Below are 24,597 nucleotides of genomic sequence, written 5' to 3' on the forward strand. Positions count from 1 at the left end.
GGCTTCGTTACATGTTTCATTGATATCAAATTTCCATATTTAATATAACTGAATTACGTATTTTTTGGCGGAGATATTCAGCAAATTTAGGAACATATCGGTCCAAACGGCTGGTTTCTTTATAAAGCTCATCTATGAGTCGTGGGTACTTGAAATCATTCATGACACAACCGATTAAGTGAGTGCCAATTTTTTTCATTTCCTCCACTGTTTCCTCTACCGCTTCTTTAGTCGTAACACCAGAAAGAACAATAAGGACTGTTGCATTAGCTGCCTCGCTTAAATATCTGGTTGAAATCGTATGTGGTTGATATTTATTAAAGCAGTGACAATCGATGATGATTAAATCAAATTGTTCCTTTAATTTATTAAAGAAATCATTCAATGTTTCTTTTTCAATCAAGCTGAGCTCGAAAGGGCGTGGCCCAGGAAGGGGCATTATGTAAAAACCTTCTTGGTCACTGTATTTGATGTTATCACAAGCTTGCTCCAAAATACTGCCTTGGGTTGCTTTGAATTCAAGATTCAATTGCTTACTCAACGAGGTATTGTAATTTCCAAAATCACAATAAAGAACTTTACGACCAAAGGCTGTAGCAGCCCGTGCTACGGCACTGGCTATGGTGGTAATTCCTTCAGTAAATAAAGGCGAGGTAAAGCAAATAGTTTTACTTTCATGAGCCAAAATTTCAATATAAAGCTTATTAATCGCCTTACTGCTTTTTGCTAATTGCGTCATAATTTCAGTGAGCCTAGTGAATAGATAACAAGAGCAACATTTGCAACATTTTGCAAGAATTGAGTGAATTGTTTTCTATAATCTTCATCATTGTTGGGTACATAAATAACATCACCCTCACGAATAGCAGGTAACATCCTGATATCGCCTGTTTTTGAAAATTTTAATAAATCAAAGACACTCGCCTTCGCTTCCAGTCCAGTACCCATATTGACAATTAAAATTTTCGAAACCAACGCCGAATTGGTTGGGCCACCCGCAGCTGCAAGTAAATCCAGAATCGTCAGATCACTAGTAAAACGATAACGACCAGGATTTTTAACTTCTCCTAAAACTTTAACCACATGCTTGGTATTAATTTCAACAGCATCGTTACTTTTGGGGGGAAGATAAATCGCATCCCCAGGTAACACTTTGGGTATTAATTCCGAATCGCCTGTTTGAAAGTATAACGCAAGATTCACATGTACCACTTGCGGGTAAATACCCTGCCTATCAATTACATGTACATCGCGTAAATCCGCTTTTGGCGTGGGACCATCCGCTGCTGATAAAATATCAAGAAAATTCAGCTGATTACTAAATTTGTAACGCCCCGGTTTTCCAACTTCACCAAAAATATAAATACTATTCTTTTTATCAATCTGGGTCCACATCGCTTTATTATCAATAGGTGATTGAGGAAGCTCGGGAACTTGTATGGTATAGCCTGCCTTAATTACTGGCACAGAAGATAACTCACCGCCTTTTTCAGAAAACTTACGCAAATCAAAACGTTTTGTAATCAACCGTCCCTTCTTATCATGCTCATTGCTAATAATACGGATGTTGGCAATGTCTGCATGGTCTGTCGGCCCCCCAGCGTGGGCTAAAAGATCGATTAAACTCATTTCATCAGACCATTCAAATCGTCCGGGTTGTTTCACCGCGCCCATCACCTTTACAGCTCGTCCAGGGGCTAGACTTAACCACCCTCGCTCTTCTTCTGCACTTTTCTGAGGAACATAAATCACATCACCAGCTTCTATATTAGGTAATGTTTTTTTAGGAAGTCCTTCTACATAAGCTTGCATATCAAAAACAACAATCCCACCATTTTTTCTTATGATACGAATTTTAGAAGGATCTGCGTATTGATCTGGGCCTCCTGCATTGGCTAATGCATCCAGAAATGTAGACTTTTTACCCAGTTCATAGGCCCCAGGTTTTTGAACTTGCCCCATAACATAGACCACCGGCTGTCCCGACTTTACCTGCTCAGTAACCACGGGAACAAAAATAGTGGCGCCAATACTAATAGGAGGCATATTTTTTGATTTTCCGCTATCCATGTACTCTTTTAAATTAAAAGTCACTGAAGCCTTGTCATCAATAATTTTAATTTGATCAGGCGCAGCATAGTGAGTTGGTCCTCCAGCCAAAAGCAGATAATCTACTGGTGAATATTTGGGATTATATGCATATGCACCGGGCTTGAATACTTCTCCAAAAATTTTAATAGCTTTTTTCATGTCCAAAGGGATAGTATCCATTTCTGGCACAAAAACGGTATAACCACCTTTAAGTTCTGGTAATCCCTCAGCTCCCACCCCTTTAGCAAGGGCTTTCTTTAGATTAAAGACTAATGGCGGTTTTGTATTGTCATTGCCTATAATTTTAACATTGGCCGTATCCGCATTTTGAGTTGGCCCCCCAACATTAGCCATTAAATCTAAAATAGACATTTCATCGGCCCACTCGTATCTCCCAGGCCGCTCGACTGCACCCATAACTTTAATCGCACGTTTAGGAGCAATATGAAGCCATGATTTTTCATTCAAATCTGTTTTGAGTGGAAAATAAATAACATCCCCTGCTTGAAGTATTGGAAGCTTTGCGGAGCTCAATCCATCGGTAAATGCCTGCATGTCAAAAAAGCTAACCGTGCCATTAGTATGAATAATGCGGATTTTACGTGTTTCCGCATAATTATCCGGCCCCCCCGCATTAGCGATAGCATCCATAAACGTTGATGACTTAAGGAGTTCATATGCACCTGGTTTTTGTACTTGTCCCATCACATAAACCGTTTGAGCACCTGCTTGCATTTGGCTTGTAGCCACAGGAACAAAAATAGTAGCCCCTTTATTGATTATAGGAATATGGCTTGATTTAGCAGTCTCTAGATAATCCTTTAAATTGAACACAACAGAAGTTTCATGATCAAGAACCTTGACCTGTTCAGGAGCAGCATAATGGGTAATTCCCCCAGCTAAAAGCAAATAGTCGACTACATTATATTTCGGATTATAGGTATAAGCCCCCGGTTTGAATACCTCTCCTAATATCTTAACGGACTGATTTATGTTTAAAGGTGTACTGGCAAGTTCCGGTACTACAACTGTGTCACCGGCCTTAAGTTTGGGTAATCCTTTTGCACCAATGCCCGTAGCAATCATCTGCTTTAAGTTAAATTCAACTGGGGCAACATTACTGTCATTACTCACGATACGGATATGCGCTGTATCAGCATCTTTGGTTGGGCCGCCAACATTAGAAATTAAATCCATAATCGACATTTCATCAGCCCAGTCATATCGTCCGGGTTTCTGAACCGCACCAATAATTTTAATTGCACGATTGGGGGCCGTATTAAGCCATGATTTCTCATTCAGATCCGCTTTTATGGGAAAATAAATCACATCCCCCAAATGCAAAACAGGTAGTTTTGCTGCTGTGAGCCCCTCGGTAAAGGCCTGAAGGTCGAAATCTTCAGTCGTTCCATCATTATGAATGATACGAATTTTACGTGTTTCTGCATATTGATCCGGCCCCCCTGCATTGGCCACGGCATCCATGAACGTAGCATTCTTGCCAAGTTCATAAGTCCCTGGTTTTTGCACTTGTCCCATTACATAAATTGTGGTTGAGCCGGGCTTTGCAGTTTCACTTGTTTGTGGAATAAAAATTGTAGCGCCACCGCTAAGAGCAGGAATGAGTTTTTTATTGCCTGTGTTTAAATATTCACTCATGTTAAAAACGGATGCAGTTGCATTGTTAATGATTTTAATTTGTGTTGTATCCGCTAAATAGGTTGTACCCCCAGCCTTGAGAAGATAATCAAGTACTGAAAATTGAGAATTATATGCATACACACCCGGCTTAGTTACTGCCCCAAAAATTTTGATGGAGTCTTTCAGGGTAGCAACATCAATATCTTGTTTGGGTACTAAATAACGATTATCTACCTTCACATTACTCACGAGTTGTGAGCTCGGCACAAAAATCTCATCACTCGCTCTAAGCGAGCGCAGAATAGAGTTATTCCCAGAGTCAAGATATTTTTTATAATCAATAACAGTGACTTTTCCATTACGACGGAGCTGAATTTGATTCATTTGTGCCCCATCAAGCAAGTCCCCTGCTTTTCGTATTGCAATTTGAATATTGGCATTTGCCGGCACAAGATATTGCCCAGGATTTTGAACCATACCAAGGACCTGAACATAAATCTCGTCACTCTTTCTGGAAATGCTTAAGTCATTAGCATTTTTATAAATCGTGCGTAACTTATTCACTACTAACAATCGCAAACTGGATAGAGTTTGTCCTTGGCAATTGAATTGCCCAACATCGGGTAATTGGATATGGCCTTGTGGATCAATACGAACTTCTTTTGAAAGCGTTGCATTTCCATAAAGTGAAAAACCAAGAAGATTACCTGGGTACAGTTGTTCATCTGCTTCAGCTGCAAAAACAGTAGTGATGCTCAAACAGAAAAGCAATAAATATCGAATCAAACGTTTGGTCATTGAATCCTCGCCTTCAATATTTGCCAATATTGATCGTTTTTAAGCTTAGGGCACCCTTTAACTTCCTGGAGTGGCCAAAGAATTCTTATATTATTTTCTAGTAAATTCATATCACGTCGAGCGGATACCAACAAACCCGCGACAATTTCTTGGGCGATTTGCTGTGCCAAGAGGTTCATTTCAACCATGCGTGCTGGATAACAACGCCAAACTTTACTCTGGAATAATTGATTAAGTTGCGCACGTAAAGGACCATATTTCTGGATATCTGGCCGATACGATAAATGCGGATTTTGAAAAGGATAATGTATTAAGTAATAGTGTGCCGCATATCCTCCAGTAGAAGGTGGCGGATATGAAGTGCAACCTAGAAGACATACCATAAAGAAAAGCAGGCCCAGATTAAAATACCATTTAATTGGATATCGGTAAGTCATTGTCTTTGCGTCCTTAACCATTACTCATATTTCCTGCTCAAAATTTCTAGAGAGTCTGTATCCTGCGGTATTACAAATGGCTTTAAAAATCCATCGAGAACGTTCCCTATCAAACTACGAGACATCACCAATAAAAATAATGATATTTAAAGGATATAATACGTTTTCTAGGGACTTTTTCCAAATAAAATCATGATGATCGTTTTGCTTAATATATACATATCTGTTTTAAACCATATCCAGGGCTTAGTCAAATAAGTTGCATAAGCATGATCGAATGCCACTTTTCTTTTTACGTCCTCAATTGTTCTATCATAATGACAACTGACTTGTGCAAGACCAGTTAACCCTGGGCGCACCCCAAATAGTCGCTCTTGATAAAAAGGGATATTTTTAACGATATAAGGAAATAGCGAAGGTCGTTCTGGGCGAGGACCAATCAATGACATATCTCCTTTAAGAATATTAATAACTTGTGGGAGCTCATCAAGATGAGTTTTACGCATAAAATAGCCAAAACGAAATACTCTTGGATCATTTTTGCTTGTCCAACGACGATGTCTAAAACGAGTATTAATGTTCATTGTTCTAAACTTGTACAAATAAAACATCTTTGTTTGTTTTTCATTACTAAGCCCAACACGCAATTGTTTATAAAAAATAGGGCCAGGGGAAAAAACTTTAATAATTATCGCAACCAATGGGCCAATACAAAGCAGTAGCAACAATCCTGTCAACGCAAAAACTTTATCCGTAAACCATTTCCCTATGTAAACAATAGGATGGATGTAGTAGTGCCTTACTGCTTTATTGGATCGTTTCCAACGCCCCGTCCTATTAAGCTTAAAAAAATAAAACCAGCCTAAAAGCATTGCCAAATGTCCATAAATAAAATAACTGGTAATCTCCGTGATCTTGGTTTTGTAGAGAATGTTAGACAAACAACTGAAATAAAAAAGAATCTGGCCTATTAAAAAAATTAAAAATATGAATGAATCATGAGCTAAATATACATTGCTGATGAATAGGAATATTAACAACCAAGGCATAAATATTCGGAGTACTTTACAACTAAAGAACATCCAGGCAACCCAACCTTGGCTGGGTGATAAAAGCCTAAAAAGCAAGAAAACTTGTTGAATATTCCCAGCAGCCAGGCGAATCCGCCGTTGAAAAATAATTTCCATTGTTGAAATTTCATTTTCTACAGACGCACAGGAAGGATCATAAACCCCCCAATACCTCTTTCTGAGCATAAAACTCTTCCACGCCTGATTTATCCTTCGGATGCTCTTGGTAACAAAATTTTTTATCGTTACTTTAATGAATTTATTTTTATATCTCTGTTTACTCTTTTTGTTAATAGACAAAGACATCTTACCGAGATCTTTAGGAGTATAGGTTTGTGCAATAACTTGCAGGGGAATTACAAAATCTTCATTAATTGTATTAGGAGGAATTTTTTTCCAAAGTAATTTGCGAAGAGCATATCCAGTTCCATGATAGCCAATCGGTGTGCCCAACTTCGATTCTTTAGCCTTTAAATCATTTTGATATTGCCAATAATATTTTTCTCCTTCCACTTCTTTTTTTCGTAGCTTATAACTCGTGCAATAGACGCCTACTTGAGGATTATTAAAATAAGCATTAGCTTTCTTTAGTACATTACGAGATAGAGTTGCTGAAACATCAGAAAAAAAGATAATAAAATCATCATCAATTTTAGGAATAATTTGGTTAAACCAAGCAACTTTTCCCTGATTGGTTGGTGATGAAAAAATTTTTATTTTTAATTGGGGATATTTTTTTATAGCCGCTTGGGCCTGATTTGCTGTTTTATCGACACTGCCATCATCAAGCAACCAAACTTCATAGTGATCGGCAGGATAGGATATTTTTGCCAAATTCGCTATTTTTTTAGCAATATATTTTGCTTCATTGTACATAGGAATAATAAAAATAAATTGGTGCAGCGGCAGGTTTTTTCCTGTATGAATTTGCTTTCGTGTTTTTGCAATAAAGGTGAGTAATAACGGGTAGCCAATGTGATGATAGAAGAGAAGGAAAAGACATATAGCGAACGTTTTAACACCCATATTTTTCTCTCAAAAGTTATTCTTTTAATGCGGGTAAAATATTCTATTTTTGCACAATCTGTCTTTATGAATATCTTGGTTAAATTTCTTGAATTAGACAAAATTACACTAAATTACAATTAAGTATAATTTAATAAATTTAAAAGTGTCGATGTTTTTTTCTAGAATTGACACTTTCTTCAAAAGCATATTCTTCTCATTAATTTATTCTATAATCAGAATTAGGGTCCGCATTTATTACACGATGTAAACATCATGAGTATTTCAGTTAAATATTTTGATAACAACATCTTAATTAAGATTTCGGGTGCTTTTAATACAGCGACGAGCGTGCATGCACAACCCATTTTTAATGAATTAATCGAGCATATTGATAGAAATATCATCGTTGATTTAAGCAAAGCCACAAGAATTGACACATCGGGAATTGGCGCTCTTGTATTTTTATTCAAACGACTGCGCATGGCTGGTTATGCACTAGAATTAATCGGTTTGCATGGGCAACCATGGCGAAAGCTAAAATCATTGGGGCTTAATCAGACGATGCTAATTCACCCGATCGTATGATTTGCTGAATAATTATCATAACGGAACATTGATTGGGTGTGACAACAACGCTCCAATATCCGCAGACAGTAATGAGTTAGTTTATATCGATGTTGAGGATCAATTATATTTACAGATAGCTGCTGTAGTAAGATGATCATCTCATCAAAAGATTTTAATCTTGAGAACACTATGAATGCGAATAAAACACTTATAGTCTTCGCAGAAGACTGGGGACGATTCCCAAGCAGCACTCAGAGTCTAATAAGTGCCTTGTTAAAACAAGATTGGCACGTTACCTGGATTAATTCTATTGGCTTGCGTAAACCCAGTTTGAGTATCTCTTACTTCAAAAGAATTTTAGAAAAATTAGCTCAATACGTCCTGGGAAAAAAATCCAAGTATCGTTTATCTCTTCCTGAACATCTTACTGTAATTCACCCTTTGATTATCCCCTTCATTGGCAATTCAATAATTGACACATTAAATTGTTTCATTCTAAAAAAACAACTTAAGCCTGCCCTAAAAAAAATGAAACAACCCATTATTTGGGTAACCTTACCCAGTGCCTATCCATTTATAAAAATTTTTAATAATTGTCCACTCGTTTATTATTGTTGTGATGATTATTCTGCTTTAGCAAAGCATCCTCTTTCTAAGCTTGATTTCTTTGAGAAACAATTAATCGAGAAAGCAGCTCTAATATTAGTAACAAGTGCAGTTTTAGCTAAAAAAATGCCTAAGAACAAAACACATTATCTCGATCATGCCATTGATATCGAGCTTTTTACTAAACCCTATGCACGACCTAATGATTTACCAACTGGAAAGCCAATTGCAGGCTTCTATGGAAGCCTGTGCAGTTGGGTTGATATCAATCTAATTTATCAGTGCGCAATTCGCTTAAAAAACTGGAATTTTGTTTTCATTGGACCTAAAAATATTGATTTAAAAAAATTAGAAACATTAAGTAATTTTTTTTATTTAGGACCTAAGGCTTATGCTGATATTCCTGCCTATTCTCAACATTGGGATGTGGGATTGATTCCATTTATTTACAATCAACAAATTGCAGCATGCAATCCATTAACATTTAAAGAATATCTTTCAGCAGGCAAGCCTGTTGTTACGACGAATATTCCTGCTTTGCATATTTATAAAAAACACATATATATTGCCAAAGACACCGATGATTTCATCAATGGAATAGTATCTTCCTTACATGATAACAAAGAAGAAATTAGAAAAAATCTGGTCAAAGATCAAAGTTGGGATAACAGAGCATTAGCTCTAGAAGAACAGTTGCTTGATTTGTGCTCATTCCATTGAAAAGGAGATCGTATTGAAATGGAAATTCTCTGTATCATGAGAGCCACCTTGACGTTGTCAAAATACTGGGAAAATCATAAGAGCTTTAGGCATGAAGATTAGACTATTAGTTGACTCGAAACATATTGGTGGTATTGAAATACATGTCATGAATCTCTGTGAAGAATTAACAAAGAGAAAACATGATTGCAGCATTATCTTTGTTTGTGATTATCCCAATAATGTTTTATATACTCTTTGTGAGAAAAAAAACATTCGCTATCATGGTTGCAAATCATACAGAGCGCTCTTCCATCTATTACTCAAAGAGCAACCCGATGTAATTCATGCGCATGGCTATAAAGCGAACATATTAGCCCGCCTATTCGGAATATTCAATAAAGCATCTATTGTGACAACGTTTCATGCGGGTGAAAAACCGATAGGAAGGCTTATTTTATACAATTTTCTCGATCGTTGGAGTAGTTTTCTTTCAAAAAACATTTGTATTAATGCAGAGATTGCCAAACGTCTTCCAAGTAAAGCTAAAATAATTCCCAATTTCGTTGACGTTCCAGAACACCCTAACCCATTAAGAACGACGAAACCATTTCAAATTTATTTTATTGGAAGAGTAAGTCCTGAAAAAGGTCCCATACGCTTTTGTCAGCTGGCAGAACACACATCATCTGATTTTGAGTGGCATATGGTAGGCACTGGTCCCTTATTGGATCAGTGTCGAAATAAGTATCAAACAAAAGTTCAATTTCATGGCAATGTAGTTGATATGGAGAGGATCTGGCCTAAAGTTGACTTATTGTGTATCACTTCGAGCTATGAAGGACTACCATTCGTTTTACTTGAAGCAATGTCGCGGGGCATACCAGTAGTATCATTTAATGTGGGGGCTGTTAAAAAGGTATTATCAAACACCGGATTTATTATTGAATGCTTTAATCTAAAGCAAATGCAAAAACGCATCACTTCTTATTTTTTAAAAACAATCGAAGAACGTCAAATCATCGCAACAAAAGAAAGAAGTAGAATCATAAAAAATTTTTCCGCATCAATTGTTGTATCTAAAATTGAAGCGTTTTACAAAGAACAAATCAGTGCCAATTTGGAGTAGCAACAGGTTTTATGTTATATTTTTTGTCTGACGATTAATACCAAAGTCATTTGATTGACAAAGATAAATATTTTTCACTTCAAATATCGCGCCCAAGGAGTAGAGCATAATTATGAAAAAGGAACTATGGCTTGTTGTCTTATTTGGCCTAAGTGCCTGCACAAATTCAAAGATAAGTTCCGACAGGGTTTTCTCTAATGCCCAAGTTCTTTATCAAAAAAAAGAACAAAGTTCTCATGACAAACAAGCGGCCTTACAAATGCCAAGTTATTTCATTGAACTTGAATACGAACAAGGACAAACAAATCTAAGTCCTGCACAAGTAAAAAAAGTAGACGCGATGTTGAAAAAGATTGTTTATCCTGATGAATATAAAATATACGCTAGCTTTGGCTCAAGTGGTGAAAAAAATCAGGTCGTTAACCTAGCGCCCGTTTTTAAACGTGCAGAAGATATAAAAAGCAGATATAGTAAACGAGTAAAAGAAATTAAGGTTGCTTATTTAAAAAATCAAAAACCTGATTGTGTTTATATCAGACTTTTAGCATAGGTCTCACGGAAGATAATGAAAAAATGGAAGCAATAACTGACAACTATTATGCGCTTTACATCTATCTTGACGCCTTTTGGCGGCGTAGATATTTGATTGTGACGTGTATTCTTATTACCCCATTCCTTGCTCTTTTAAGCGCCACACTCTTGCCCAAGACTTATAAAGCCAGTATTTCTATTGCTATTAATAAAATTGAAACACCGTCACTGAAAGATGTAAGTAGCACCATTGATATCACTCAACAATTCGCGGGGGTAAAAGCTTATCTTAGCTCACCGAGTGTTTTAGAAAAAATTGTTGTTGAAACCAATCTCGTACCTGCAGATTCCAGTGAGAAAACTGTCCAACAAGCAGCAGATGAGTTAAAGAAAAAACTCAAGATAACTCTAGTTGGAGAAGATGTGGTACAAATAGATTTGTCTCAAAATACTCCTAATTATCTGTCCATTATTCTAAATACTTTAGGTAATAAATTAATTGAACGCTTAAATGCTCAGAATTTAAGCGTTACTAATTCATCCTTAATCGTTTTAGAAAATGAACTAAAAAATCAAGAAGAAACCACTAATAAATCAATTGATGCACTAAATCATTATATCGATGCTCATGCGGATCTAACCCCCGCCTATCGTGATATATATTTTGCACGTTTACGTGAGATTACATCAGAACTAGGAGAGAATAAAATCCAGTACAATACCACGCTCACCGAGCAAAAAGAGCTGTATGGTATGATCGTTAAACTGAATCCTCAAATTGGGCAAATTGAAAATGCTATTCTTGAAAATGACAATAAACTATTCGTAATGCGACTTACTTATACAGACAATTTTCCTGGTGTCAAAGCACTCATTCAACTTGGAGAATCACTGAGAGCTGAGCGCGACAAGTTGTATAAACAATATCAAAATATAGACGACAACACCATCCAGGCATTATGGAATATGGCTATTGTCCCGCCTAATAATAAAAATGGACAGCCCAACCCAACTTTAACCTCACAATTAGAAAAATTACGCAATATGCAACTTAAAACTAAAGGGCTGTCTCAACAAATTAATGATTTAACCAATCAGCAAAAAGACATAAATAAAAAATTAAGACTCATAGATACTACCAGCAAAACTATAACAAAACTAAATCAAACAGTAAAAAATAATCAAAACGCCTATAACGATCTTTTAACCCGTTATAATCTGTTAAAAATGACACTCAATTTAAATAAAACTAATGGGTCTAGAAGCGCTCAAATTGTCGCTTATCCACAAAAACCCATAAAATCACTTGCAAGACCACCTTTATTTTTCTTTGTGATTGGTATTTTCTCTGGAATTTTTCTTGGATTTGGCCTTGCAATAATATTTGAGTTTATGGATAACACGGTACGTCGTAGACGCGATATCGAAGCAATAGGCGATGTAAAAGTTATCTGTCGTGTGGAAACGTTAGCATGAGCGATGGTCTCGTAAGCTTCGAGCGCTTTAGAACATGCTCTCATTTATAGAGGGAATACATGAAAATCCTTCATATAATCCAGAGACTTAAATATGGTGGCTTAGAGCATCTCGTTTTTTCAATGTTATGCCATGATGTTAAAAATGTATACATTCTAGCGCTCGAAGATCCATCCGAAGAGTCATTTCGCCAATGGCCAAAATTAAAAGAATACCAAAACAATTTATTCTTTGCGGATAAAACAAAGGGGTTTAGCTTAAAAACCGTGAATTTTATTAAAGACATCTGTCGCACTTTAAGCATTTCAGTGATTCACACACATCATCTTGGTCCATTAATCTATGGTTGTTTAGCAACCTCTCAGCGTGCATCGATAAAGCATATCCATACAGAACACGATATATGGCATTTACAACACTACAAAGATTGGTTAATTCAATATTTTTTATTTAACTGGAAAAAACAAATTCATTTAGTCGCTGTTTCAAAAGATATATATACACAATTAAAAAGTTATTTTCCTAAAATGGATATAAGCACTATTCCTAATGCCGTAGATACGCGTTTTTTTATACCAGGAAATCAAACAAATGCTCGCAAATACTTCAAGTTGCCTGAGAGCTCAACAATCATTGGTAGTGCGGGACGCCTTGAAACAGTCAAAGGACATATCTATTTAATCGAAGCCATACGTCTTATGCCATTAAATTATTTCTTGGTAATTGCAGGTATTGGCAGTTTATATCAGACTCTTTTAACTCACATTCAGACACTCGACTTATCAGATAGAATATGTCTATTGGGTATGGTTGAGCCTATGAATTTATTTTATCAGGCTTGTGATATTTTTTGTCTCCCTTCACTGAACGAAGGGATGCCACTTTCTTTGTTAGAAGCCCAAGCCTGTAGTGTTCCGGTCGTATGCAGTAATGTTGGAGGCTGTGCTGAGGAAGTTGATCCGGAATCGGGTTTATTGATACCTTCTCAAAACCCTAAAGCAATCGCCGAGGCCTGCATGAAAATCAACCAAAAAACTGAAAAGCCTCGCGAGTATATTCTTAAAAATTTCAGTTTTGATACTCTAATAAACCATTATTATCAACTCTATGTAAAAGTTTAGATGTATCCTTTTTGGAGTAGAGCTAAAAGAGTTAAATTTATAATGAATAAACAATCTGAAAATATAAAAATAAGTAGCATCGCAAATTTATTATTTCTTTTTCTTTTGGCAATAATTTTCTATCTAACTTACAAATATATGGTTCCCGCGGAAGATGCAATCATATTATACGATTACGCAAAAAACCTTTCCATGAGAGGGATCATTACTTATAGCAATTCGTCCTACCCAATTGAAGGAGCTACAGATTTTCTTTGGATGGTGATTCTAGCTGTTTTGAAAAAAGTACATATAGATGAATTTGAATCAGCATTAATTCTGAACTATTTGGGGGTATGTCTAATTTTTTATTGTATGAAAAAGCGCGATTTCCCTCTTATTCTAATAATTATGGGAATATTAGGTACGCCTTACTTATATTCTGCTTTAATAGGTTTTAGTACACTTTTTTATTCAGCTATATATGTTTGCGCATTATATTTTGTTTTACTAAGAAAGTCTGAATGTTATTTTTTTATTTTTATTCTTTGTTTAATTCGTCCTGATGGGGTTATTTGGGGAATTGGACTCATATTTCTTCATATATACTTGGCAGAAAGTAACTTTAAGCTAAAGGATGATTTATTTAAATTTTTAATTTATTTGATTATCCCAGGCTTATTCTATTTTGGATGGCGAGTTTGGTATTTTGCAGAATGGCTTCCCTTGCCTTTTCTTGTAAAAAGCTCAAGTCAAAGAGATTATGGGATCTTTTTTTTAGACTCTTTAAAAATGATACAATATCCTTTGATTCCGATGTTAATTACAGTATTTTTTTTGAAAAGTAAAAATCAATATATTAAAAGAATATTTTTATTATTTTTTATTCCAATAATATTTTTTAGTTGTATGCATCTAGAACAAAATAATGGTAATCGTTTTTTAGCCCCAATGTTTTTTGGTTCATTAATGCTCATTGCAGAAAAAAAAGAAGCAATGGCAAGTTGGGCATTCATTGTAACTTCGCTTTTATATGGTATTAAATTAACTTTTTGGACTTTTTTGAGTTTTATTGATGTAAATGATTATAATGAAAACATCATTAATTTGTCTAAAAGCTTGTCAAAATTCCATGGTAGGATGCTTACTACAGAAGCTGGACGATTAAGTTATTATTCTAATTGGGATACTGAGGATAGTTGGGGTCTAAATACACCTAGATATGCACATAGGCTTATAAATACATTGGATCTTTACAACGGGCATTATAATTTAATTGTCGCTCATTGTCCCATATCAATGCTAGATAGTGGCATAATAAAAACTTATTTTATTGAAGAAAGGGCATGGGAAAATCAATGTCGTGTATTAACTTCATATATTCTTTCTGAAAGATATGATATCTATTTAGTTCCATTTATACATGGACAATTACTTAGCAATCAGCTTCTCCAATTACTAAATTTAAATCATCACAAAGAAAAATGCCGACGTTATGATATATACGCTATTGCAAAAGACTTCAAGTATAATGCGGATGTAAAGAAAATAATAATAAATTTTGAGGGCATTCCCTATAGCTCAAATAGAAGTAGCGATCTTTGCAATTTTTAGCCCTATTGTTCGATTAAATTCCCCTTTTCTTGCATATGAAAAACCAAATGAAAAAGATGACTTGACAGCAATCGATGTTAATAAAAAATTTTTTGATTATCTATGTATGCGCTCTCTAGCAAGGTGTCCGACAAATCAGGGCAGGATCAGCCTTCGTGTGGTGACTTGATTAAGTGTCATTGAAAACAAGTTAGAAATTTGAATTCTTAGCGAGCTTAACTTTTTAAGAGTACAGCCAAAGGAGGAATAAATTTTAAATAATATGCTATAGCAATTAGAAAGAACCACAATCCCCCCCCACAAATAATATATGCGGTGGCGCTCCCCATAAACCAAATACTTGATTGGCAAATAGCATAAACAACGATAAAAAGGCTTAATCTTAAATATCGATAAGGTAAATATAATTCTTTTTGGCTGAAATAAAAAAATATAAGCCATCTTAAAAAGAGCACTGAACACAAAATGTAAAGCGCCCCCCAAACATGCCATAACGGGATGAAAAAATAAAATCCGATCACCGTTAATACAGCAATCATATTATTAATCAACATAATTTTTTTTGTTTTTTCTAAAAATAATCCCACGCTCATTATATCTCCAGCAATTTTCAATGGAAAAACAAAAGCGCACAGAGGTAAATACAAAATAGCATCCTGGTAATTTTTAGAAATGAATAAATGAATAAATAAACTTCCACCTAAAGTGACAGAAAAGGCACATATCATTCCCAAAATCACGCCAAGCTCTGTTGTTTTTGCACAATAATCACGACGATTAATGTATTTAAAGCGTTTTGGATACCACCACATCGTGAATGGTTGTATGAGAAAAATCGTTACCATTGCAAACTTTATAGCCAAAGCAAATTTGGCCATTTCAGCCGCTCCTATAGCATAACCAAGCCACCAGATATCCAATGACATGATTACAAAATCACCTAATCCTGCAAAAATTAAAGGAACTCCGTAAAAAAATAAACGCTTTTGAATATTAAGATCGACTTGTGATAACCCTTTTAATTGAGTTGGAAGAAAATATAAAAAATTTAATGTATTAGAAACTACGGAAACAAACATAATGCCTGTCACTCCATAACCAGCATATAACACTATCAGAACGAGTCCAGCTTGAATAAATGTTCTAATTAAATTGATCCAAACAAAAGCCAATGCATTTTCTTGGAGCCTAAGCCAATCAAGTTGGATCGCTAAAATATTGCTTGGGATCATGAGTAAAGCTAAATAAATGATTTGCCAATAATTCGTATTACCAGGAAGCATAGAGCTTATTTGACTTGCAAATAAAATCATTGGAATGCATAAGAAGAAACTGCTTGAGAAAACCAGAAATCCAGCATTTAAGCAAATACTGTCCATAGCTTGTTTTGTTGACGCTACACCTCCAAAACGAAAGATTGCATCACCCTGTCCAAGACAAAAAATGGTGAGCAAAATATTAATAAACGTTTGTAAAATTTCCAAGGTTCCATATTCAGCAGGACTTAATATTCTTGTCATAATTGGCAGCATAAATATTGCAACAAGCTTCGCAATAACAAGACCTATTCCATAATAGAAGATCTGCTTCATCTAGCCTTTCCTACAGTATCACCGATCGTTGTATTGATGCTTTGTGCCAATGCAATAGTCAGAGCAAAAAAAATGTAAAAAGGCCAAGTAAACCCTTGGGTTAGAAAAGTACTTGAAATACAAAAACCAATAAGTCCGGAATACAATCCTCGTGCCAAAATTGGATAAATAGTTTTTTGCTCAAATTGCGACAGATGCTTTTCTGTAATATATACAATATTTTTATGCGCAGTTTTTATTGCAGAAATGATGCAGCAAATATATAAAATTAAACCTATAAAACCAGATTCTGCAAGCACCCCGAACCAACTACTATGCACGGCGTGTTGTTGGTTGTCCCATACAAGAGCATAATTATAATAATTGTCTAGAAACCCATTGATACCAACACCAAAAACAGGATGATGTATTGCCATATTAACGGCAGTTTCCCAGGCATAAATTCGCCCCATGGCCGATTCATCAAGTGTCCCTGGCTCGATACCTCCAACACGGACAAATAAACTACTGATAAACAAATAGAATAGAAGCATCATAAAAATAGTTAAAAAAATTACTAATGATTTGGGCTTTATTTGATGTGTAGCAAAATAACTAACGATAACAATTAATGCCATTAATCCGCCACGACTTTGAGTTTCAAAAATAGCTCCAATAACAATGATTGCCCCAAAAAAACCAATGAATCTTATTAGAAAGGAACTAGATGAGCTGACGACCATACTACAACAAAAACTAAAAGGAAATAATAGTGTTAAAGCTAAATCATTTGGGTCTGCAATTGCAGAGTAACCCCCAAGAGTTGCTCTTACTACTTCCACAAGATGTTTGCCCTCAGCAAAATAATAATGTGTCAACAAAGAGAGAGAAATACCACTTAATACAATTAAAAACACAATTAACTTATATGCTTTTTCGCTTGTCACCGTCCATGTTATCATAAAAAAAACAATGAAAATTTTAATGTATGTATCCTTCCAGTAGCCAAATGAAGTTTGGAGGCTATAAGCCAATACCATACTCGTGCTAACCCATACAAAGAAGAGCATAAAATAGGTCATTTCTCTACGCCAATAAATTTTTACTCGCCCTAATTGAGCATTGATACTTAAGCTAAGTATGCCTAAAATTGCAAAAATTAATGGCAGATGAAGTGAATAAAGTCCTGGGATAATCTCATGAAAGCGAAATAAACATAATATAAAAAACAGTATGCCAAACAAGTAAGGATATGCGAAAGAAAAAACCAACATCATGATACCGAATGGGGCTAAAATAAAGCCATATGTAGTATTCAAAGAGAGGATAAATATTAAACTGGCTACGCCAATAGCGACTAATGATTGTCCTAACCGTTCATTTGTCCATCGATTAATCATGTTTAAATTTCACACTAAAATACTTCTAACGTAGAGTACTCCTCTGACTAGAAAAATTCTCTTATGTTATAGAAGTCGTGTAAGTTGGAAATAAAATTCTTATTTTCATGATAGCACAAGATAGATCCAATACATCAATTTAACGGATTGATTTTTCTCGCTATTGTTTGGCATGCAACAAAGACTGCTGCTATCTTAGTAATATAATGACAGGTAAATACTTAAGGGACTATATATGAAACTTTTAGTGACAGGAGCAACTGGCTATATAGGCAGTCATTTTTGCGTATCAGCTCTTCAAAATCACTATGATTTAGTAATGGTTGATGATTTGTCAAATAGCTCCATAAAAACACTAAACGCGATCGAAACGTTGACCCAAAGAAAATGTAATTTTGTACAACTCGATTTATGTGATGAAGAATCGGTGGATCGATTTATTAGTAAAAACCAAGACATTGATGTTGTCGTTCATCTTGCAGCTAAAAAAAATGTATATGATTCAATACATAACCCGCTGAATTATTACAGAGATAATGTCATAGCGAGTTTTTTCTTATTGAAGGCATTACAAAAAAATAATATCAATAAATTTCTATTTTCTTCTACAGCTGCTGTTTATATAGATGCGGGTGATAAACTGTATAAAGAGACATTCCCCGTATGTAATCCATCCTCTCCTTATAGTCATTCAAAGTTCATGTTTGAAACGATGCTAAATGACTATTGCCGTGCTGAAAAAAAATTTTCAGCAATATCGTTACGCTATTTTAACGTGGCTGGAGCACATCCCTCTGCATTGCTTGGCGAATCATTATTAAACAGTTCGGGTATATTTCCCGAGCTGCTTAAAGTAGCAACTAAACGAAAAAAATATTTAGATATCTATGGTAATGACTACCCCACCCCTGATGGTACAGCAATTAGAGATTATATTCATGTTATGGATCTGATTCAGGGACATCTGGATGCTTTAAACTATTTGGACAATCATTCAGGGTTTGATGTATTTAATCTAGGACGTGGCGAGGGCTGTTCCGTTTTGAATTTGGTCAACACTCTGGAAAATGAACTTCATGCTAAGATCCCATATCATTTTAAACCACGCCGTCGAGGAGATTTGTGCTCTGTTATTGCCGATCCAACCAAAGCCAACCGATTATTAGGTTGGCATGCCAAATATACTATAAAAGATATTATTCATGATGCTTGGCAATATTCAAGCACACCTCATTTTTAAATGCTTCACCTATTTTGCATATTTCCTAGAAAAAACTAAACTCAATGTATAAAGCGGCATAAAATATGGGTTACATTCATTAGATGGAGTATCAAAAATTGAAAAAGGAGTTTGTCATACTTTATGAAGCATGGAACAAATCATGATAGAAATCATTCATGATTTAAATGAATTAAAATCTTTGGCCTCAAGCTGGAATGAATTAGCCAAACGATTCAAATCTCCCTTATTACTTAATCAGTGGTTCACTGCATGTGCAGCGACTTATCAACCTGAACAGCTGCAATTTATTGTCAGTAAATCAAATAATGAAATCGATGCAATTGCACTGCTTGTTTTAGTGAAAAGTCATGGCATACAATGAAACCTATGCAAAATATTCTCCAGGAGTACTTCTTGGATATGAAGCGATACGTTATTCGTTTGCACAAGGTCTGGAAGCCCTTGAGTTTCTTGGCCAAGATGAACCATGGAAAACCTATTGGACTAATGACAATCATCAGTATCTAACGATTAGAATTTATCCATTTACATTGATGGAGCAGATGAGTTTAGGCATAGACGCGCTCTTTTTTTAATTAATAAATTATTCCAGCGAGCAAAAAAATAAAGCGATTTATTTTTCTATTTACCGCGGAGAAAATAAAGCATGAATGGTCGCATAGAATTAACTGTTGGAGACCAAGCCAAGCAGCTGTTGAATGATATAAAATTTATAAAAAAATGGTCAATTTTATATGATTCCTGTTTGTATGGCACTGTATATCAATCTCCTGATTTCGTCTGCTCTTGGTATGAAGTATATTATTCTGAATGGCAACCAGTGCTGGTTACTTTGTGGAACAAAGACAATGACCTCACTGCTTTATGGACTCTTGCTTTTTCCTTAAAAACCAACACCCTTGCTCATGCCGGAACAATTCAAGCAGAATACCATGCTTGGTTAGCTGTACCCGAAGTATCTGATTGGTTTATTAAAACGGCATGGTTTCAATTGAAAAATCATTTTAGATTTTCAATACTAAGATTTACCTATCTTCCGCCATCTCTTCTTCCTATTCTTCAGTCCATCCCCGAGATGACGTACAATCTTATTGTGCGGAAAAAAAATAGGCCTTTAATCCAATTAAATGCCCATGAGTTGCAAAAGTCTTTTATGAAAAAGAAAAATAAAAGCAAACTTAATCATCTCAAAAAATTAGGGGAATTAAAATTTTTAAGAATTACTGAATTGGTTGAGTTAGAGCGAGTCCTCCCTGAATTAATAAATTATTATGATTTTCGTCAAGGCGCGCTTCATCAAGTTACTCCCTTTCGAGATGATGACAAAAAACGCTCTTTCTTAGTACAATTATTTGTATCTGCTCCTGATAAGATTTGCATTACAGTAACTTATCTTAACAATACTCCTATTGCTGCCATGATAGGAATGATTAGCAACAAGATGATACACTTGGATTTGTTACCCAGCTCCCCATTTTTAGCAGAATGTTCACCTGGAAAATTGCATCTAATGCTATTAGGCGAGTACCTTATTAGTCAGGGCTATAAACAGTTTGATCTAACCCCTGGTGATGATGCCTGGAAAGAGCGTTTTGCCAATGCGCATGATGAAGTTTCTGAAGTTATCCTTTATAAATTCAGCTATTTACGTTTTCTTGTAAAGCTTTTTGATGGTTTGAAAAAACTCTTAAAACCTTATAAAAACTCTTTAAATAAGGTTAGATCCTTCATTCATAAAGGATCCAATCAATGCATTGCAAAATTAATTTATAGAATAAAAAATTGGATTAAAGAAGATAACGAAATGTGTATCTACTTTTTTGAGCGGTCTTCTGCACAGAATTTTAAGTCTGATGAACGAGTCAAATGCAATTCAATCTCTGATTTACTCCATTGTGAGCCATGGCACAATCAATATGATTTTTTATCAACCGCATTAAAACGATTCAACGCAAAGGAATATATCTATACTATGACTATTGATAATTACCTTGCGATTTATATTTGGATGACGAAGAACCGCAGTTTTTTTTCTATTTTCCAATATTCAGTTAATATTCCTGAAAAGAGCATCTTATTTTATGACTCATCGATACATCCAAAATTTAGAAGAAAAGGTCTTTATAAAATAATGCTTGCCCATATGATACATGAAGCATTTACTTTCACGGACATTAAATCTATTTATGTTTTTGTTTTAGCGAGTAATTTACCTTTCCGCCATGCTATAGAACAAGCGGGGTTTCAATATCGAAGTTCAATTTTTATGCAGAGAAGATTCGGTTTTGTAAAAAAATGGATGAATAAACCACTATAAAACTTAATTGAGATAGATAAGGATTAAACAGTTTACAAGAACCGGTTGTTTTAATTTGCTGTATATATTTAAAATCTTGTCTGGGGAGTTGAATCAATGAGCAACCTCATTAAAGGGGAGAATTATAAGTTGAATAATCCTGCTTTTATTTTAGGTTTGTTTGATCCTGGACTTGCTGTGGTACATCTTCTTGCGGATGCCAAAGTTAATGTTATCGGTTTTTCAACTTTTTCTGCAGGTGAAATCGGAGTATACACACGAAAATGCAAGGTCCATCAGATCCCTTATCCCATAGGACGTGAGGATGCACTATTAGACTTTCTTCTTAAATTTATACAGGATAATAATTGGACCAGCCTTTATCGCCCGGTGTTATTTCCTACAACAGATCTATTTGTTTATTGGATAGCAGAAAATGAAGATATACTAAAAAAGTATTTTTTATTTGAGCAACCCTCTAAAGAAATAACCCTTCTTTTCAAAAATAAAAATGTACAGAGCCAGTTAGCGCTTAATGCAGGTTTAAACATACCTTGGACAATAGAAATCAAACATCTTAATGATCTTCCTCACTTAGAAAAGCTTAGTTTCCCTTTATTAGTAAAAGGGGCCGACTCAACTACTTGGAAAAAAAATATTCACGAAAAAGGGATAGAAATTTCCAGGAAGGCAGATCTTGAACCGTTAGTTTGTGAGCTTTTGAAAACGCAACAAAGTGTTATTCTCCAAGAAATCATTCCAGGACCAGAGTCTAATTTAATAGAGGTTTCTATGATAGCCACTCAAAAAAGTGACATAGTAAGCTCTATTACCGTTCGAAAAATTCATCAGTTTCCGCGGAAATATGGTACAGGTTGTTTGGTTGAAGAAAGTCATTTCCCCGAGATAGAAAAGCTAGCCATAAAATTTGTTCAAAAGAATAAGTTAAGTGGTATTTTAAATATGGAATTTAAATTAAATGAAAAAAATGGATTAGCTTATTATATTGAAACCAATCTTAGAAGCTGGGATCAAATTGGGATAACTCGATGTATTGGTGGTAACTTCCCATATCTCCTGTTTCAACTTCTAACCGATACAAAACTTCCATTTTCCTATAAGAATTGTTCCAAATATTCTCCCATTACTTGGATTGATCCGGTGAGTGAAGCAACCTTAATATCTCAAGAACCAAACAAATTGAATGCATTTTTTACATTTTTACAACGATGGAGAAAAAGTACTGTAATTAACAGTTGGTACTGGAATGATCCTGTTCCTTTCATAAAAAAATGGAGTTTATCCCACAAAATTCATTCTTTGATTCAGTTTATTTGGAAAAATAGTTTCGCTAAACTCCATAAATCTTAATGTTATTGGTTGAATCAAACGTCACAAATATTTTTTTAAATCCATAGTTTTTTTAATTTTCTAAAAGAAAATATAGGCTTGGAATAAACATCAATTAACACGGCATTTGCGCCAAATTTTGAAATGGTGTGCATTCCTTGTTTTCCTGGCGGCGGTTGAATTTCGCAACAAAACTCTTCTTGAAACGATGTGGGGCTAAGAGTTTTGATTCGATTAACCATAATGGATTTCCCATATCTACCAGCGCAGTTTTGTGAAGGTCGATAAATTATATCGTTTATAATAAACGGCGTTCCTGCTGGTCGACTTGATCTAATATCACATTTTACTGGATTAAGTGCATGTTGTTGCCATGCACCTGTTAGTGTTTTAGAGTACCAAATGAAAAGATGAGAGTTATCTCCAATTTCTTTATGGGTACAAAATAACCACCAATAATCCTTACTATGCATGATTGTTATATCAACTGCGGGGAAATCATGTATCAAAACAGCTTTTTGATACCATTTTCCAGTGGGTGTTCGCTTCCAGAGTGATACTTGGTTCGATGCGGAAGATTCCGGAATGCAATAAAGCGCCCCATTTTCACAGATAAGATAAGGATAAGATAAATGTCCTGGAGTTTCCAAGATATTATCTTCTCCTTGAAATTCCCTTCCATTATCCCATTTTAAATAGGAGATTTTTCCTTCTTCTTGTATTTGATCAAATTTTTCAAATAATATTATTCCTGCCCCCTCTTCATAAGGATATACTCCAAAAGGATCTGCCATAAAATATTTTTTTAGGTCAGAATTCACATATTTTATTAAATTTTCATCTATTGATGTTGTTTGAACAAAAGATTCAATGGTTTTTTCAACAACACCAATTCGCCAACTCATCATTGTAATTTTAGGATGTGTTACCAACCAGGAATAAATACGGCTGCTTACATGAAAAAAATATTTTAACATGTCGACATTACTGGGTTTCTTTTTTATAGCTACTTTTTTTTCTTGAGCTGGATAATCGCGAACAATATCTTTATTAGAATGAATTAATTCTTGGCAAACTCGTTTTGGGAAATATGTAGTACTTAAGAGTATTGTATCCAGGTTAGTTCTGTAAGTCCCTTTACAACTAAAATGACTACAAAATAATTCTCCTCTATGCAGGATGTAGCCTCTATCCTGGTGTTCAGTCAAACGTTGTAATGTAACAGTAATGCAATCTTTCTTATCAAACGTTTCCCAAAATGCCGGAGGTAAGTCTCCATGATATTCAGGATCTCCATAATGAAATCGCCAAACCCCGAATTTTGCGGCATTCAAAAAATCACCTTTTAAAATGCTGTCTTCAAAATGTAATATAAAGTCTAACTCTCTGATCTTAAGATCTTTTAAATCTTCATCATCACAATAAATAGTATCTGCCCTACGATTAATACTGTGAAATCTAATTTTTTTTATTTCAGTATTTTGCAATGTACTACTCATATCTGTACGAACCATAGCTTTTAATTTAGGTAAGACTAGATACTTATAGAACAACATCCAGAATAAAAATCGAGAATTTTTTAAAAGATAACGCCACTTACTAAGCCTCTTTTTTTTATATTGCGGAACGATGATAAGTGCAAGTTCAGCATACTGAGAATCAAGCAGCTGAGTTAAACAATTCGCTTGCCACATTGGAAAAATTGTTGGGCTTGTACTAATTACTGCAAATTTAAAACAACCATATTCTTTGGGTATCATTAATTTATTTTCAGAAATTAGTAATTTATAAGATATAATAGTCTAGAAAAAACAGGATCACCACAGACAAAAATACCCAAGGCAGCAATAGCAAAGGAATTGATGACTTTTACTGTAATATTAGTACTACAGTTTAATGGACTACCTTTATACCAACGATATGCAATAGTTGCTTTATTGTACCTTTCGAGTGCCTCAAACCTTCATAAG

The 24,597-nt window shown here is 35.0% G+C and carries 19 protein-coding genes; 12 read left to right on the forward strand and 7 right to left on the reverse strand.

The features are described from left to right. Positions 1-25 precede the first annotated feature (25 nt). The 4 genes from DGG96_RS10325 to DGG96_RS10340 all read right to left on the reverse strand — a co-directional run bounded on the left by DGG96_RS10325 (position 26) and on the right by DGG96_RS10340 (position 7,063). The gene (locus DGG96_RS10325) at positions 26-739 is read right to left on the reverse strand and encodes a P-loop NTPase family protein (protein ID WP_110142587.1); all 714 of its coding nucleotides are present in this window, start codon (positions 737-739) and stop codon (positions 26-28) included. Beyond that, positions 736-4,530, reverse strand: coding sequence for an SLBB domain-containing protein (locus DGG96_RS10330; protein WP_110142588.1), 3,795 nt, complete (start codon positions 4,528-4,530; stop codon positions 736-738). The genes DGG96_RS10325 and DGG96_RS10330 overlap by 4 nt, the downstream gene beginning before the upstream one ends. Then, on the reverse strand, positions 4,527-4,967 hold the full coding sequence (locus DGG96_RS10335) for a hypothetical protein (protein WP_126955530.1): 441 nt from the start codon (positions 4,965-4,967) through the stop codon (positions 4,527-4,529). The genes DGG96_RS10330 and DGG96_RS10335 overlap by 4 nt, the downstream gene beginning before the upstream one ends. A gap of 167 nt (positions 4,968-5,134) precedes the next feature. Continuing rightward, positions 5,135-7,063: a sugar transferase gene (locus DGG96_RS10340; RefSeq protein WP_110142590.1), complete on the reverse strand. Its 1,929-nt coding sequence runs from the start codon at positions 7,061-7,063 to the stop codon at positions 5,135-5,137. Between the two features lie 255 nt (positions 7,064-7,318). Here DGG96_RS10340 and DGG96_RS10345 point away from each other — a divergent pair, with 255 nt between their 5' ends. The 7 genes from DGG96_RS10345 to DGG96_RS10375 all read left to right on the forward strand — a co-directional run bounded on the left by DGG96_RS10345 (position 7,319) and on the right by DGG96_RS10375 (position 14,767). After that, positions 7,319-7,630, forward strand: coding sequence for an STAS domain-containing protein (locus DGG96_RS10345; protein WP_110142591.1), 312 nt, complete (start codon positions 7,319-7,321; stop codon positions 7,628-7,630). Positions 7,631-7,801: 171 nt separating this feature from the next. Further along, positions 7,802-8,938, forward strand: coding sequence for a glycosyltransferase (locus tag DGG96_RS10350; protein ID WP_158618877.1), 1,137 nt, complete (start codon positions 7,802-7,804; stop codon positions 8,936-8,938). A 91-nt stretch (positions 8,939-9,029) separates the two neighbouring features. After that, on the forward strand, positions 9,030-10,046 hold the full coding sequence (locus DGG96_RS10355; protein WP_110142593.1) for a glycosyltransferase family 4 protein: 1,017 nt from the start codon (positions 9,030-9,032) through the stop codon (positions 10,044-10,046). Between the two features lie 112 nt (positions 10,047-10,158). Next, on the forward strand, positions 10,159-10,596 hold the full coding sequence (locus DGG96_RS10360) for a hypothetical protein (protein WP_110142594.1): 438 nt from the start codon (positions 10,159-10,161) through the stop codon (positions 10,594-10,596). A 23-nt stretch (positions 10,597-10,619) separates the two neighbouring features. After that, positions 10,620-12,053 (forward strand): GumC family protein, encoded by a 1,434-nt coding sequence (locus DGG96_RS10365; RefSeq protein ID WP_110142595.1) that lies wholly within the window; start codon positions 10,620-10,622, stop codon positions 12,051-12,053. A 59-nt stretch (positions 12,054-12,112) separates the two neighbouring features. Further along, positions 12,113-13,174 carry a glycosyltransferase gene (locus DGG96_RS10370; protein ID WP_110142596.1) on the forward strand — a complete coding sequence of 354 codons (1,062 nt, stop codon included), beginning with the start codon at positions 12,113-12,115 and terminating at the stop codon, positions 13,172-13,174. Positions 13,175-13,216: 42 nt separating this feature from the next. Then, on the forward strand, positions 13,217-14,767 hold the full coding sequence (locus tag DGG96_RS10375; RefSeq protein ID WP_110142597.1) for a hypothetical protein: 1,551 nt from the start codon (positions 13,217-13,219) through the stop codon (positions 14,765-14,767). Between the two features lie 215 nt (positions 14,768-14,982). Here the strand turns inward: DGG96_RS10375 and DGG96_RS10380 are convergent, their stop codons facing one another. Together DGG96_RS10380 and DGG96_RS10385 are read right to left on the reverse strand one after the other, a co-directional pair. Continuing rightward, complete coding sequence (locus tag DGG96_RS10380; RefSeq protein ID WP_110142598.1) at positions 14,983-16,359, reverse strand: lipopolysaccharide biosynthesis protein; 1,377 nt, start codon at positions 16,357-16,359, stop codon at positions 14,983-14,985. After that, positions 16,356-17,738, reverse strand: a complete 1,383-nt coding sequence (locus DGG96_RS10385) for an O-antigen ligase family protein (protein WP_110142599.1) — start codon at positions 17,736-17,738, stop codon at positions 16,356-16,358. The genes DGG96_RS10380 and DGG96_RS10385 overlap by 4 nt, the downstream gene beginning before the upstream one ends. Before the next feature lie 235 nt (positions 17,739-17,973). Between DGG96_RS10385 and galE the strand changes: the two genes are divergently transcribed. From galE to DGG96_RS10410, 5 genes are all read left to right on the forward strand, one after another. Continuing rightward, positions 17,974-18,978, forward strand: coding sequence for a UDP-glucose 4-epimerase GalE (gene galE, locus DGG96_RS10390; RefSeq protein ID WP_110142600.1), 1,005 nt, complete (start codon positions 17,974-17,976; stop codon positions 18,976-18,978). 142 nt (positions 18,979-19,120) lie between these two features. Continuing rightward, positions 19,121-19,342: a hypothetical protein gene (locus DGG96_RS10395; protein ID WP_126955531.1), complete on the forward strand. Its 222-nt coding sequence runs from the start codon at positions 19,121-19,123 to the stop codon at positions 19,340-19,342. Then, positions 19,329-19,556 carry a GNAT family N-acetyltransferase gene (locus DGG96_RS10400; protein ID WP_110142602.1) on the forward strand — a complete coding sequence of 76 codons (228 nt, stop codon included), beginning with the start codon at positions 19,329-19,331 and terminating at the stop codon, positions 19,554-19,556. The genes DGG96_RS10395 and DGG96_RS10400 overlap by 14 nt, the downstream gene beginning before the upstream one ends. Positions 19,557-19,627: 71 nt before the next feature. Then, complete coding sequence (locus DGG96_RS10405; RefSeq protein WP_110142603.1) at positions 19,628-21,298, forward strand: GNAT family N-acetyltransferase; 1,671 nt, start codon at positions 19,628-19,630, stop codon at positions 21,296-21,298. A gap of 96 nt (positions 21,299-21,394) precedes the next feature. Continuing rightward, positions 21,395-22,648 carry a hypothetical protein gene (locus DGG96_RS10410; RefSeq protein WP_110142604.1) on the forward strand — a complete coding sequence of 418 codons (1,254 nt, stop codon included), beginning with the start codon at positions 21,395-21,397 and terminating at the stop codon, positions 22,646-22,648. Positions 22,649-22,683: 35 nt separating this feature from the next. Here the strand turns inward: DGG96_RS10410 and DGG96_RS10415 are convergent, their stop codons facing one another. After that, complete coding sequence (locus DGG96_RS10415) at positions 22,684-24,387, reverse strand: glucosamine inositolphosphorylceramide transferase family protein (RefSeq protein ID WP_110142605.1); 1,704 nt, start codon at positions 24,385-24,387, stop codon at positions 22,684-22,686. Between the last annotated feature and the right edge of the window lie 210 nt (positions 24,388-24,597).

The sequence above is a fragment of the Legionella qingyii genome (genome assembly GCF_003184185.1).